Below are 13,882 nucleotides of genomic sequence, written 5' to 3' on the forward strand. Positions count from 1 at the left end.
CATTTTTTTAAAATGAGACGAAGATTAGCAACAGCTCGTATTTCTCATACCGTGTTGATGATGAAAACAGAGCGGACACTGCTTTTCATCAGACGTAAATGACCAGAAATGACGGTGGCACGTCAGGCAAACGGCTTCATATGCCGGTATGGTCACGCTTTTCGCTGTTCCTTCTGTTTGCGTCACGTTTATCGCCGCATGCTGGCATACCGCTTCGCAGCCGCCGCACCCCGTACAGCGTCCGGTTTCCACGACCAGTTCAGCGTTCTCAAACCGAATCGCGTTTTCCGTACAACTCCGCCAGCACGCGCCGCACAGTACGCAGGATTCGGTATCGAGAGTTATCTCTGCCTCGCTAAACGCAGAAAACGCCCTGCGCAGTTCACGCTGACCGGGCACGACGCTACAGGCCTGGACATCCTCTCGGGGAACGTGCATCAGCACACGCCGGGCGGTATTAACCTCGTTGACGGGTATATATTTAAACGCCCACGCCGCTTCACCGCGTCGGCGAAGCGCCAGATTCAGCCGGGCAATCGCCAGCAACCAGTCAGGATTCTGCTCCGCGTCGATACTGATAAAACGAACGTGGTACTGCGCGTGCCACAGCAGAAGCTCATTCACCCCTGGCGCACGGTCAGTAAACGGCCCAACAAGCGTATCGCCACACAGAAAGCGTTTTCGCGGCGTGATGCCGGTGATGGCCTCAGCGGGGCAGACGAACAGGCAGTCACCGCATTCAATACAGCGGCTGTCATCAACCGAGACGCTTGAGTCGGTAAAAGTAAAAGCCTGCACAGGACAGACGTCCGCGCAGGCGAGGCAGGAAGCGTGGCGAAAACGGCGACGGACGCACGCATGCGTCACGTCCATCGCCGGGGCAAAGGTCAATCCGCCCATCAGCCAATACTGAAGAAAACGAAGCGCAGCATCAGCTCACCGACAATCAGCAATGCGCTTCCCAGCAGCATGGGAGATCGCGCCGCTTTCAGACCGCCCGCAGCAAAGCACAGCATACCCGCAACGGATACGCACCAGCTCAGCAGATGAACGGTTCGCAGTTGCTCCAGCATCTGTAGCGGTGCGTGAGGGAACGTCACCACGGTGTTGTCCATAGCCGTAATATCTGCCAGCCAGACGGGCTGCATCACCAGACGCACAAGCACCACCAGCGTAATAATGACAACCGCCGCACGCACGGTTGTCTGAGTACGCGTCCAAACGGCCATGCAGGCTGAGCCGATAATCCCCACCGAACCGATAAACAGCACCAGCGTGTTTACGTGCTGCCATGTCACCACGGATGCGTGCATGTAGATCTGCGCCATGCAGAACACGTCGACTAAACCAACCAGACCTGCCACAACCAACAGTGGCTTCCAGCCTGGCTTTTTGACAAACATCAGCAGCGTTGCGAAGCCAAGCGCCGCAAGATAAAGACTGGCAAAGATAATCTCACGACTCAGCCAGGAGCTGGATACGTGGCGCAGCGCGTTAAGAGCATTAAGCGGATAGCCCATGTGCAGCGCGGAGGCGAGCAGCCCCAGACTCGCCAGCACAAACGCTCCGGCTGCCGGCAGCAGCGCGCTGCGTTGCGTGCTTCCGAACGCCAGCCACAGCGTAACGCCCACCGATCCTTGCAGGAACAGCGTAAAAATCAGCAGCGGTAACTCATGCATGACGTTTCCCCTCTTTCTCTGCGCCCTGATGCGCTTTGATCACCAGGTTTGGTTTGGTGATGGAGGAATCAGGCAAGCCTTTCACATCACAGACCGCACCATACTTCGCCCGCAGTTCATCAATCGGCCCGAATTTAATCGCTTCGAGTGGACAGGTTGCCACACAGACGGGCTGCTCTCCCTTCGCCTGGAGATCCACGCAGAAATCACATTTGGACATCTGCCCGGTCTGCTCGTTGAGCTGTGGCGCGCCGTAAGGGCAAGACCATGCGCAGTAGCCGCAGCCGACGCACTTATCAGTATCAACGCGCACAATGCCGTCCCCCGGACGCTTATGCATCGCTGTGGTCGGACAATTTTTGGTGCAGACAGGGTCTGCGCAGTGGTTACAGGAAATAGAGAGCGTGTAGGCAAAAACGTTGTTGCTGACGCCGCCCTGCCCGGTCGGGATAAAACTCCCGCCGTTGACTTCATAAACGCGACGGAAACGACGTCCGACCTCAAGGTTGTTTTTATCTTTGCACGCCACCTGGCATGCCTTGCAGCCCGAGCAGCGAGAAGAGTCGATATAAAAACCCAGCTGTTTGTCGCTCACCGGTGCGTAATGTTTAAACTGACTCATGCTTTAGCTACCTCCACCAGCATGGTTTGATGGGAATTCCCTTTCGCAAGCGCGGTAATACGGGCGGAACTGAGCACGTTCGCGCAGCCGCCTTTATCGATACCCTGCGCGTCCGGCTGCCACCAGGCGCCTGCCTGCATGGCCACCACGCCTGGAATGATGCGCGGCGTGACCTCCGCCGGGATCTCGCAAATGCCGCGCGCGTTATGAATACGCACGGTATCCCCCTGCGCAATGCCGCGCTTTTGCGCATCCTGCGGGTTGATCCACAGCTTTTGCTGCTGCGCCTCAATTAACCACGGGTTGGCGTACTGGGTGGAGTTAGCGCGGTTTTTCCCTTTCCAGGTGATCAGCTGGAGCGGGAAGGTTTTGACCAGCTCGTCTTCCGGCCCTTCATGGGCAGGCACGTAGTGCGACAGCGCCGGAATTTCCGGGTGATGCATGTCGTACAGACGCTTCGAGAAGATCTCAATTTTTCCGGACGGCGTCGGGAACGGATGATTCTGCGGATCGCAAATGTTGTCTTCAAAGGCAACGTACGGCGCGCTTTTGAAAAGATGCTGACGCGTCTTCTGTAGCGTCGCGAAGTCCGGCAGGTTTTCATCCGGCATGGACAGCCGCGTCTGCTCCCAGATGTGCTCACTCCACGCTTTTTCGTCACGGCCCTCGCTGAACGCTGGCTCGACGCCAAGCTTAGCAGCGACCTCCCGTAGCCAGTCGTAGTCTGAACGGCGTTCAAATTCAGGTTCAATCAGCTTTTCTGACAGGATCAGATAGCTTGCCGTGCCCCAGGTTTCGCCGATATTCCAGCGTTCCATGAAGCTGGTTTCCGGCAAAAGCAGGTCGGCGTATCTGGCGCTCGGCGTCATAAACAGATCGCTTGCGACGATAAACTCGATTTTCGACTCGTCTTCCAGGACACGGGTTGCCTGATGAAGATCCGGGTTCTGGTTAGCCAGATAATTGCCCGCCAGCGAGAACAGGATGCGGATATTGCTGTCCAGCTTCTCAGCATCCTTCAGGCCATCTTCCGCGGTTACCTTAGAAGCATCATCCGCGGCCTGCACCCAGTTCATGACCGAAATTTTGGCGTTGACCGGGTTGTCCGGCATCTCTGGCCCGGCCGCAAATTTGCGGTTTGCGCAGCCGCCATAGCCTGCTGCCCAGCCGCCTTTCACCCCGACGTTACCCGTTAGCGTGGCCAGTATCGTCGAGCCGCGCGCGGTGCGCTCGCCGCAGTTGTGACGCTGCGGTCCCCAGCCCTGGATCAGCGCGGCGGGTTTGGTGGTTGCGTAGTCGCGCGCCAGCTGACGAATAGTTTGTGCAGGCACGTGGGTGATTTTCTCTGCCCACTCGGGCGTTTTCGCCACGCCATCCTTTGCACCGCTCAGGTAAGCCATCAAAGATTCATTGGCCGGAACGCCCTCTGGCATGGCGTCTTCGTCAAAGCCCAGGGTGTAGCGCTGAATAAAGTCGCGATCGTGCAGATTCTCCGTGACGATCACATACATCATCGCGTCCATCAGGGCGTTGTCGGTGGCAGGAAGCAATGGGATCCACTGATCGGCAAGGGAGGAAACCGTATCGGAATAGCGTGGGTCGACAACAATGAAGCGCGTGCCGTTTTGCTTCATCTTCTGGTAGAAGTGGTTGCTGTGCCCGAAGATGGTTTCCGTCGGGTTATGCCCCCAGAGAATGACCAGTTTGGTGTCCAGCAGCGTGTCCAGAGAGCTGCCGCTGGCGGCGGTGCCATAGGTATACGGCGTTGCCGCCGCCGTGTTACCCATACTGACCGAGTGATAGCTTTCGAGATAGCCGCCGGTTAAGTTGAGCAGACGACGAACCATTTTATCGCCAGAAAAGGTCCCGCCGGACACCGCGGTGCCCACATGAACATAGCGTGACGCAGCACCGTATTTTTGCGTAATAGTTTTTAATTGATTCGCAATGAGGGTGGTGGCTTCATCCCAGGTAATACGCTCGAATTTTCCTTCGCCACGTTTACCTACGCGTTTCATTGGATATTTCAGTCGATCGGGGTGATAAACAAATTTCCGATAAGCCCGACCACGAACGCAGGCGCGCATTACTGGCATCTGCGGATCCAGCGCGTTATCCGGACGCGTTGAAATTCGGGTCACAACGCCATCACTGACGTGAGCACGAATATCACATTTGCCGCCGCAGTCAAACGTACTACAGGTTTGCACCACTTTTTCTTCAGGCGTAGCGTCTGAAACCGCCGCGCCCTGTGCCTGTACTTTGCCGGTTTTGACGACAAACGGCAGGGCGGCGAGCGCCGACCCTGCCTGAATAAACTGACGCCGGGATATGGAGGGAATAAGCCTTTCTCCCTGATGTTTATTTTTTTTCATTGCTCGTTCCTTCAAATAAAAACGCATTCTCGTTTTTTTTCAGGAACGAATATTGATAATTATCAAGCTAACTCTTGAGGGGTAATACTTAGCGATCTAATTCAAAATTCACTGTCGCCGTTTGTCCTGTTTCATCTAATACAATTAATTGATATTTACCCGGCAAATATAATTGCAGTGAATAATTCTTCTGATGCCCGTCCAGCGGTTCGCCATTCAAAAACCACCATCGTTGTCCCTCCCCGCCGCTGGTTGAAACGTTAAGGGTCATATTTTTCTCACCCGGAAGACGTTTAATTACCGCCCCTTCTCTGACGCCTGACAACATCATCGGCGCCGCATTATGGTTATCCAGCGGAGGGCAAATAGCTGAACGGGCGGGAAGACGAGCAGCCCGTTTTTCAGCAGCAGGCAGCCAGGGCTCCAGCGGTAGCGGCCAGACATCCAGCACTTTCTCTGTCGCATCAGGACAATCCGCCGCAACGCGTTTGCCTTCTTTATCCAGCCAGACCGGGAAACGGATCCCGCGAATACCTTCCTGTTCCGGCAGCAACAGCGTAGGCGGTTCACTGCCTTCCAGCAGCCAGGTTGACAGCCGACGCCGACAGTTTTCGCTCCCTTCAGGCAGGGACTGGCCCCCCGGCCAGCAAATCACGCCCCGTCCTACGCTTGCAGGACGCGGATCGCGCGGCAGGCGCGCTTCATCCACCATCGAGCGGGACTGAAGCATGTTATTGACCTGATTCAGGAGCGGTACCGCGCTGGCGAAACCAAACTGCCCGGCAACGGGCGTGCCGTCCGGGCGTCCGGTCCAGATTCCAATGACATACCGGGCATTCAGGCCGATGGCCCAGGCATCCCGGTAGCCATAGCTGGTGCCCGTTTTCCACGCCAGCGGCGCAACCTGGGGCAGCGCACTGTCCGGCAGGGGCTGTGCTTCATTAGCGAGAATGCGTCGAATGATCCACGCCGCCCCCTGCGACAGCAGCGGACGTTCGATCAGCGGATCGCCCGGCTGTAAACGCAGCCGGCCCGCCTTACCCTGACGCGCAAAGGCGCTATAGGCGGCAGCGATATCAGCCAGGCGTGCGCCTGCGCCCCCCAGGATCAGAGAGAGGTTGGGCTGTGCCCCCGCAGGCAGAATGAGCGGTAATCCCGCGTTGCTCAGCATTCCGGCAAAACGTTTTGGGCCGTACGCTTCCAGAACCTGCACCGCAGGCAGGTTGAGGGAACGCACCAGGGCTTCGCTCATACTGACCGGCCCATGGAAGCCGCTGTCAAAGTTGCCGGGACGATAATCCCCCGTTTTTCTTGGCACATCCTGCAATAACGAAGCGGGATGGATCAGACCATCGTCCAGCGCCATGCCATAGATGAATGGCTTGAGGACCGATCCCGGCGATCGGATCGCATTGACCATATCCACGTGGCTGAAACGGCTGTCATCATTGATATCTACCGAGCCTACCCAGCCACGCACTTTCATGGATGTATGATCCACGACGATCATCGCCAGCGAACTGCGGGCAGGCAGGCGTGATTTCCAGTTCATTGCCAGCTCTTCAAGCTGTCGTTGCAAAGCTGCATCCAGCGTGGTGACTATTTTTGTGTCACGACTTTTACTCAGCATCATGCGGGAAAAGAGCGGCGCCAGCTGCGGCATCTGCCGGGGAGCCAGCCAGACCGGCTCTTCACGGGACTCTTTCACCTGCTTCTCAGACCAGACACCCTGAGTCAGCATACGGTCGAGCACTTTGTTCCGCGCCGCTTCGGCACGTTTCGGCCAGCGATCCGGGCGCAGACGACTGGGTGCCTGCGGCAGCACTGCCAGCAGCGCCGCGTCGGAATAGCTCAGCTGAGACGGCGGTTTGCCAAGGTAAGTCCAGCTTGCCGCGCCCACGCCCTGCAACGTGCCGCCAAACGGGGCACGGTTGAGATACAGCGTCAGGATTTCACGCTTGGAGAGATGCCACTCCAGCTGCATCGCCCGCCACAGCTGACGGATTTTGCCGCCAAAGGTACGCGGATGCGGATCCAGCAGGCGCGCCACCTGCATGGTAAGCGTGCTCCCGCCGGAAACCACTCTCCCGGAGGTGAGATCCTGCCAGGCGGCACGCAGTACAGAAAGCGGATTGACGCCCGGGTGATCCCAGAACCAGCGATCTTCATACTGGATCAGCGCCTCAAGATAGCGTGGGGAAACCTCTTCAATGGTAACCGGATAGCGCCAGATGCCTTCGCTGTCGGCAAAACGCCACAGCGGAACACCCTGCTCATCCACCACCACTCGCGCTGGGTTGACCTCTTTCAGGGGCAACGGCCACACGCGGTCAGCGACGACAATCAGCCCCCCTGAAACGAGAAGCGCTCCCGCCAGCCACAGCCAGCGGGAGCGAATCAGGCGTGCTATCCGCATCTTACGGAACAACGATCAGCGGGCCACTGGCCGCCCCCGTTGCCCGCCACTGCGGAACGTACATGGACTCGACCATCGGAACAGGCACCTGGTAGGTTCCCGGCGTAACGGCACGGGCCAGGTAAACCAGCGTGACCGGCTGACCTTCATTGACCGGCACCGCGGCCACAAAGCGATCGTCGCGGAATTCCATGTGCTGAATATCAGACTGTTGCATCTGATTCAGCAGGTTTTGCACTTCACTGCCGCTGTCCTGCAAGCTGGCGCTGCTGCTCGCCAGATTCTGGTTTTCCAGCTCCAGACCTGCCGGGAGCAGATCCACCACCAGCGCATCCGGCACGTTCTGGCTGGCCTTCACCTCCAGCCACACCAGAACCAGCTCACCGCTCTTCAGAGAAGAGAGCGACTTGCTGCTGCCGTCTGTCGCCAGGATATGACGTTCAATCTGCAAGACATTAGAGGATGGCTGAGGCGCGTACTCCGGATAGCCAGTCGTGTCCAGTCGTACCCACAGCGGCGTAGTGCCGGTATTCGTCACCTGCAAGGCATCAAGCTGGTCGCCGTTCAGGTTTTCTACCTGCGCTTTATCACTGCTCTGGGTCTGTTCAGAGAGGCTGGTCGTTGCCGTCCACGCGCCTGACAAGGTTTGCAGTGAACGTCCGGCCATGAACAGCGCATTGCTCTCCTGGGTAGACAGCCAGCGCTGGCTGAACGCGTCTTCAGATAACGCGTTCAGCAGCCTGTTTTGCGCATCCGGCAGCAGCTTGTACTCTTCCAGCAGGGAGAGCATCAGGGCATTATCACGCAGCTGGCTGCCGTAATCCGCCATCCAGTTTCGGCTGTCGTTACGGGGAGTTTTGAGAGCCAGATCCAGCGCCTGCTGGCTGCGCGGTGCATCCCCCATCAGTTTGAGTGCCATGCCCAGCTGCATCAACGGAAGCCCGGAAGCAGCCTGAGCGTGGCGCTCCCAGATTTCACGCAGCGCACCGAGCGGCGCTTTTTGCTGACGAGCCAGCACCAGCGAAGCGTACGCCTGAACAGCAAATTTGCTGGCCTGGGTGTCGTCGCTGTAGCGGATGGACATCATCCCCGGATCCTGTAAATAGCGCAGCAGTCGGCTGTTGGCGTTATTCACTGCCTCGGCAGGCACGCTGTAACCCTGCTCCCCTGCCCGCACCAGGAAGTCCGTGACATAGGCGGTCAGCCAGTACTCTTCCGGGCCGTTTTTATCCCACAAGGCAAAACCGCCATCGTCACGCTGCATTTGCAGCAGACGGGAGATCCCGATATCAATGGCCGCACGGCGTTTATCGTCGGTATCGCCTTTAATACCCAGTGCCTTAAGTTGTGCCGCGTTGGTGAAAAGCGACGGGAACAGGCCGCTGGTGGTCTGCTCAAGACATCCGTATGGATAGGCCTGAAGTTCACGAATGTAGCGCGCCAGATTTAAAGGTGGTTTACCGCTGAGCAACAGCTGCCCCTGTAGCGTGGCAGGCGAGAAACCGTTGATATGCTGTGCTGGTGCACTCCAGGATTCGCCAGGGTTCAGCATCGTGCCCGTATTCACCGTTTGCGCCGGGAATGCGGGACGCACGCCAATTTTCCAGCTCTTCTGCTGCGGCGCAAACGTCTCACCAGGGAGCTGAAGCCCCGACACCTGAGCAGTCACTTCACCATCACCATAGCCTTCCAGGGCGCGCACCGGAATAAACAGGGTGCTACGTGCGCCAGGCGGCAGCTTAACCGGCTCTGGCTGAGCACCTTCGAGCGACAACTTACCGGTTGCGGTTAACGCAATGTTCAGCGTTTGCGGCTGGTCCGTCAGGTTAGTCAGGTCCAGCGTCAGGCGAGAGGTATCGCCACTTGCGAGGAATCGCGGCGTATTAAGCTCGGTGATAATCGGAGCCGCCACAATGATTTTGCTTTCGCTGCTGCCGAAATCGTCTTCCGTCCAGCCCTGCGCCATCAGACGCAGTTCGCCGTTGAAATCGCCAATCGGCAGCGTGATGGTGCCTTCGCCGTTGGCATCAAGCGTAACCGGCTGCGCCTGCTGGGCAATTATGGTGACATGGTTCACCGGTGGCTTACCGCCGCGTTTCAGTTCATCGCCGTCTCCGCCAAAGCGCAGTGCGGCCAGACGTCCCTGACCTTCAATCACCTGGCCGTAAACATCATAGATGTCCGCGCCATAGCGCTTCTGACCGAAGAAAGCTTCCCACGGATCCGGCGTGACGTAGTCGGTAATGTTCAGCACGCCGCTATCGACAGCCGAGACCAGTACGTTCACCTTCTGTGGCACAGTCCCCTCTTTTACGCTGGCTTTCACTTTCACAGAAAGCGTCTGGTTCGGACGCATTTTTTGCGGGTTATCCAGTGCGATGTTCAGGCGACGATTTTCGTCCCCCATTGGCAGATGCAGCAGGCCAACCGCCCGTTTTGGCGTGGCGGATTTGGATTTATCGCCAGGACGAACCACCAGCGTGCTGAGGTAGAGATCGTGACGTTTCCAGTCCTTATCCACCGGAATGGCGAGATCCAGACCGTTTGCTGGCACGTCGATCTCTTTCCACCACAGCGGTCCTTCGCTGGATTCGATCATTGCATAGCCCTTGCCTGCGGCCGGCGCTGCAATATGCAGGTTGATGGTATCGCCTGGCTGATAGGATGGCTTGTCCAGTTTCAGCGTCACACGATCCGGGCGAGCAGCGCCCGTGCCATCGCTGTTATCCTGCCAGCTGTACCCCGCCCAGAAGCGCACGCTGCTGACCATGTCATCAGGGGCTTTCACTTCCAGACGGTATGAGCCCCACTCCACCGGGAAGGTGACTTTACCGGTTTCATCGGCCTTGAGGTTTAGCTCCTGCTCGCCCTCAACCAGATCTTTTTGATCAAACTGGGACTGCCAGCCCTCACTCTCGGACCAGTTCCAGAAGTAGTCGCGACGCTCACGGATCAGACGCACCTGCAAACCAGATACCGCTTTTTTCGTCCCGCTGGCATCGGCATAGACGATGTCAAAGCTGGCGTTGCCGTTTTCATCGACAATCGGCTGATTGACGGTGGTATCGGTACGGTAGTCGTAAACGGCCTTGCTGGCGAACTGTGGGCGGATCCCCGGAAGTTCAGCCGCAGGCCAGATAGCCTGCTCGGCGCGTCGCGTTACCGGACGCCCACCTGATTCCAGCAGGCTGGCCTGCAAAATCAGTTGCAGCGGCGAGTGCGCCTCTTTCCACTGGCTTTCGGTGGTAACCTGCCCACGCCCCTGTTCGTCCAGCGTAAGCTGCACTTCATCCAGGCTGCGGCTCAGGTTCTCCTCGGCAATATCACCGAACTGGAAGCCAGGCAGCGTAGGCACCGCGTCACGTAGCGGACGCAGGAAAAGCTGGCCTTGCAGAGAATTACCGTTAGCCGGCGCGCCATACAGGTAATAGCCAGCAACGTTAAAGTCGACATTATCCTGCGGGGAAACTGGCGTTTTTTGCCCGGTCAGATTCAGCGCCATACGCTCAGGCATAAAATCTTCGACGTGGAAATCCCACATGCGCTGCTGGTTATCGCCCGTATTCGCGCGAATATGCCACATGCCGGTCTGGGCGCCGCTATCGAGCGGATAGTTGAAGCGATAAAGGCCGTTCTCAGGTTGCACAACGACCGTACGCGCCACCTGTCCGTCCGGGCGCAGCACGTCAAGTTTTACCGGCTGATCGGGAAGCGGTTTGCCATCGCTGTCGCGAAGCAGGCCGTTCAGGATCACCGTTTCACCCGGACGATAGAGATCGCGCGGGCCAAACATAAAGAACTGTTTGCTGTAACCCGGGTTACCGGCGATATCAAACTCCGCCAGATCCAGCGCCGGAAGTTTGAGGTCGAGAAGCGTCGTCTGGCCATCTTTACTGGCCAGGATCAGCGCGGCTTCTTTATCGGTTTGCAGTTTCGCATGACCATCGGCGTCGCTGTTCGCCTCGGCCAGGGTCTGCCCTTTATCGTTCAGAAGGGTAATGGCCACACCTGACTGCGCCGCACCGTTTTCAAGACTCTGGGTGAAGATGTCCAGGCGGTTATGATAACGGTGAGCGGACAGCCCAATATCACTTAAGGTAAAGAGCGTCGCGGCGTTACTGTAGTTATAGTGACCAGCCTGATTCATCACGGCGATATAGACGCCAGACTGCTGGAGCGGCTTAATATCTTTGAGCGGCAGGAGCAGTTTTTCACGCGTATTGCGCGCCGGGTTGAGGTCGAAACGGCCGGTGTAGACCAGTTCCGCCATCTTCAGCAGGTTGTCAGATTCCCAGTTGGTCAGCGAGTTACGGTACTCCCACTGGCTGACAAACGAGGCCAGCGACTCCGGCTTCACGCGATAGAAGTTCACATCCACATTGTTGACGTTGAGCGCCATCACCGGCAACCCTTCCACCACCTTACCCGGCAGCAGCGATCCGCGGCTGGCGAATCCGACCGTCGGTTCAACATCCCGGGTGGTGATCGCTTTTTCATAGTCGATGCCGAATGTCGCTTTGTTCAGCGCCAGCAAATTACGTTCGACGGTGACGACCAGATTACGATTCGGCTCCAGATGGCGCAGGCGCAGCTCTTTCAGATTGGGGGCCAGTTCCCAGGCGCCGTCCACTTTGCCGCTTTTTTTATCCACCACATGCACCGTTTTCGCAAAATCCTGGCTGGGATCCAGCGGTACAGAGAAGGTCAGAACCAGCGTCGCAGCGCCGTCGAGTTGCACTTCAGAGGCATCCAGCAGCGTCAACGCCTTGCCCTGACTCTGCGCGGCCAGCTTAGCCAGCTTTTCAGGATCCGGTTTTGCCGGGGTTTTCTGTTCTGATGCAGTAGACGCTGCGGGGGCAGCGGCCTGAGGTTTGTCGTCGCTGTTATCACAGCCGACAAGCGTAAAGGTGGTGAGCAGCGCGAGAGAGATCGCAGCTAAGCGAAACGGTTTCATCCTGTGTCCCTGGCCTGAGGGGCCTGTTGGTCATCGTCCGGATAAGTATTATCCGCAAGTTTCGTTAATACAAAAAGTCCAATTTTATAATCTGGAAAGCACCTCGCAGAATGGCATCACGCAGCCAAACCGTGATGGAACGGCGATCACAGCGCATAACGTAACATGTTACCTTTCGCGTCATTTGTTTTTAAAACAAGAAGATAGCTGGATAAGCTCGCATCAGGCCTGCTAGTTTTATGACCATGACGCACCCCGAGTGCGCGGTTCAATAAGAGAGAAAGCCATGAAACGAGCCGTGAACGCCCTACAAAATTTCGGAAAATCATTGTACGGACCTGTACTTATCTTACCCATCGTCGGCCTGTTTATCGCCTTCGGGAATGTACTGGGTAACGGCAATCTGGCCGAGTACCTGCCGTTTCTCGGCCACCCGCTGATCCAGAGTGTCGGCCAGCTGATCGCCAAATCTGCCGTGTCGGTGCTGGTCAACCTGGCGCTGGTGTTTGCCGTCGGGATCCCCATTGGACTGGCAACACGAGACAAAGGCTACGCGGCGTTGATTGGGCTGGTGACCTTTATCGTATTCATTAACGCGATGAACGTGACGTTACAGCTTCAGGGAGAACTGGCCCCTGCGGAACAGATGAAAGCCGCCGGACAAAGCATGGTGCTGGGCGTCCAGGTGCTGGAGATGGGCGTTTTCGCCGGGATCCTGACCGGGGCGCTCTCCGGTTATCTGTACAACAAATATTCCGGTGTCCAGTTTAACGGCGCGATGGCGATTTACTCCGGTCACTGCTTTGTCGCGATTGTGATGCTGCCTGTCTCTATGCTGCTCGGCGTGGTCATGAGCGAACTCTGGCCGTACGCACAGCATGGAATAAGCGCTCTGGCGCTGGCGATCAAAGGGTCCGGTCCGTTTGGCGTGGCGATCTACGGTTTCCTTGAACGCATTCTGGTGCCGACGGGCCTGCATCATCTGGTCTATACGCCGTTCCTGTATACCGAACTGGGCGGTACGCAGGAGGTGTGTGGCGCAACCTATCAGGGCGCGCGCAATATCTACTTCGCCGAGATGGCCTGCCCGGACGTGAAGCAGCTCAGCAGTACCGTGGTGTGGGATGCGCGCGGCATCAGCAAGATGTTCGGCCTTCCTGCCGCCGCGCTGGCGATGTACATGACCGCGAAGCCAGAGCGTAAAGCGATTGCGAAAGCGATTCTGATCCCGGCGGCGCTGACCTCGCTGCTGGTCGGCGTAACCGAGCCGATTGAATTCTCCTTCCTGTTCGTCGCCCCGCTGCTGTTCGTGGTGCATGCGGTGCTGACCGGCATCGGCATGATGCTGTTCTCGCTGTTTGGCGTTCACGCCATCGGCGCCAACGGGATTATCGATTTCATCCTCTACAACCTGCCGCTCGGCACGGAGAAGTCCAACTGGCCCATGTACATCGTGGTCGGGCTGATCATGTTCGCCCTTTATTTCGTGGTATTCCGCTTCCTGATCCTGCGCTTCAACATGAAAACGCCGGGGCGTGAAGATGAGGACCAGGAGACACGCCTTTACAGCAAGCAGGAGTACCAGGCGAAGGGCAATAACGACGAGCTGGGCGAATCCATCGTGGTGGGTCTGGGCGGTCGGGAAAATATAGAGGTAGTGGATAACTGCTACACCCGCTTACGCGTCACGGTGAAGGACGTCGCTATCATCGATGAACCGCGCCTGAAAGCGACCGGCGCGAAAGGGATAATCAAACAAGGTAACAACGTTCAGGTGGTCTACGGGCTGCATGTCAAAAAAATGCGAGAAGCCGTTGAGACGTTTCTCTGAAAGGA

General features: G+C 57.4%; 7 protein-coding genes. 1 reads left to right on the forward strand and 6 read right to left on the reverse strand.

Features of this window, described 5'->3' with window-relative positions; genetic code table 11:
- Nucleotides 1-24 precede the first annotated feature (24 nt).
- The 6 genes from SK50_RS18570 to SK50_RS18595 all read right to left on the reverse strand — a co-directional run bounded on the left by SK50_RS18570 (nt 25) and on the right by SK50_RS18595 (nt 12,046).
- A complete protein-coding gene (locus tag SK50_RS18570; protein ID WP_017692925.1) occupies nt 25-900 on the reverse strand; it encodes a 4Fe-4S binding protein in 876 nt (291 codons plus the stop codon).
- Nucleotides 900-1,679, reverse strand: coding sequence for a dimethyl sulfoxide reductase anchor subunit family protein (locus SK50_RS18575; RefSeq protein ID WP_017692924.1), 780 nt, complete (start codon nt 1,677-1,679; stop codon nt 900-902). Before SK50_RS18575 ends, SK50_RS18570 begins: the two co-directional genes overlap by 1 nt.
- On the reverse strand, nt 1,672-2,301 hold the full coding sequence (locus SK50_RS18580; protein ID WP_015572168.1) for a DMSO/selenate family reductase complex B subunit: 630 nt from the start codon (nt 2,299-2,301) through the stop codon (nt 1,672-1,674). The genes SK50_RS18575 and SK50_RS18580 overlap by 8 nt, the downstream gene beginning before the upstream one ends.
- Nucleotides 2,298-4,676, reverse strand: coding sequence for a DMSO/selenate family reductase complex A subunit (locus tag SK50_RS18585; RefSeq protein WP_017692923.1), 2,379 nt, complete (start codon nt 4,674-4,676; stop codon nt 2,298-2,300). Before SK50_RS18585 ends, SK50_RS18580 begins: the two co-directional genes overlap by 4 nt.
- Nucleotides 4,677-4,764: 88 nt before the next feature.
- Complete coding sequence (gene pbpC / locus SK50_RS18590; protein WP_017692922.1) at nt 4,765-7,092, reverse strand: peptidoglycan glycosyltransferase PbpC; 2,328 nt, start codon at nt 7,090-7,092, stop codon at nt 4,765-4,767.
- A gap of 1 nt (nt 7,093) precedes the next feature.
- A complete protein-coding gene (locus SK50_RS18595; protein ID WP_048229809.1) occupies nt 7,094-12,046 on the reverse strand; it encodes an alpha-2-macroglobulin family protein in 4,953 nt (1,650 codons plus the stop codon).
- 286 nt (nt 12,047-12,332) lie between these two features.
- Between SK50_RS18595 and SK50_RS18600 the strand changes: the two genes are divergently transcribed.
- Complete coding sequence (locus SK50_RS18600) at nt 12,333-13,877, forward strand: PTS transporter subunit EIIC (RefSeq protein WP_017692920.1); 1,545 nt, start codon at nt 12,333-12,335, stop codon at nt 13,875-13,877.
- Nucleotides 13,878-13,882 lie beyond the last annotated feature (5 nt).

Origin of the sequence: Enterobacter sp. BWH64, assembly GCF_001037645.1 — a bacterium.
In the GTDB taxonomy this organism is placed as follows: domain Bacteria; phylum Pseudomonadota; class Gammaproteobacteria; order Enterobacterales; family Enterobacteriaceae; genus Enterobacter; species Enterobacter hormaechei_C.

Coding starts and splice junctions, on each gene's coding strand:
- SK50_RS18585 (WP_017692923.1), bottom strand. CDS start 4,676: ATGAAAAAAAATAAACATCAGGGAGAAAGGCTTATTCCCTCCATATCC.
- SK50_RS18570 (WP_017692925.1), bottom strand. CDS start 900: ATGGGCGGATTGACCTTTGCCCCGGCGATGGACGTGACGCATGCGTGC.
- pbpC (WP_017692922.1), bottom strand. CDS start 7,092: ATGCGGATAGCACGCCTGATTCGCTCCCGCTGGCTGTGGCTGGCGGGA.
- SK50_RS18595 (WP_048229809.1), bottom strand. CDS start 12,046: ATGAAACCGTTTCGCTTAGCTGCGATCTCTCTCGCGCTGCTCACCACC.
- SK50_RS18580 (WP_015572168.1), bottom strand. CDS start 2,301: ATGAGTCAGTTTAAACATTACGCACCGGTGAGCGACAAACAGCTGGGT.
- SK50_RS18575 (WP_017692924.1), bottom strand. CDS start 1,679: ATGCATGAGTTACCGCTGCTGATTTTTACGCTGTTCCTGCAAGGATCG.
- SK50_RS18600 (WP_017692920.1), top strand. CDS start 12,333: ATGAAACGAGCCGTGAACGCCCTACAAAATTTCGGAAAATCATTGTAC.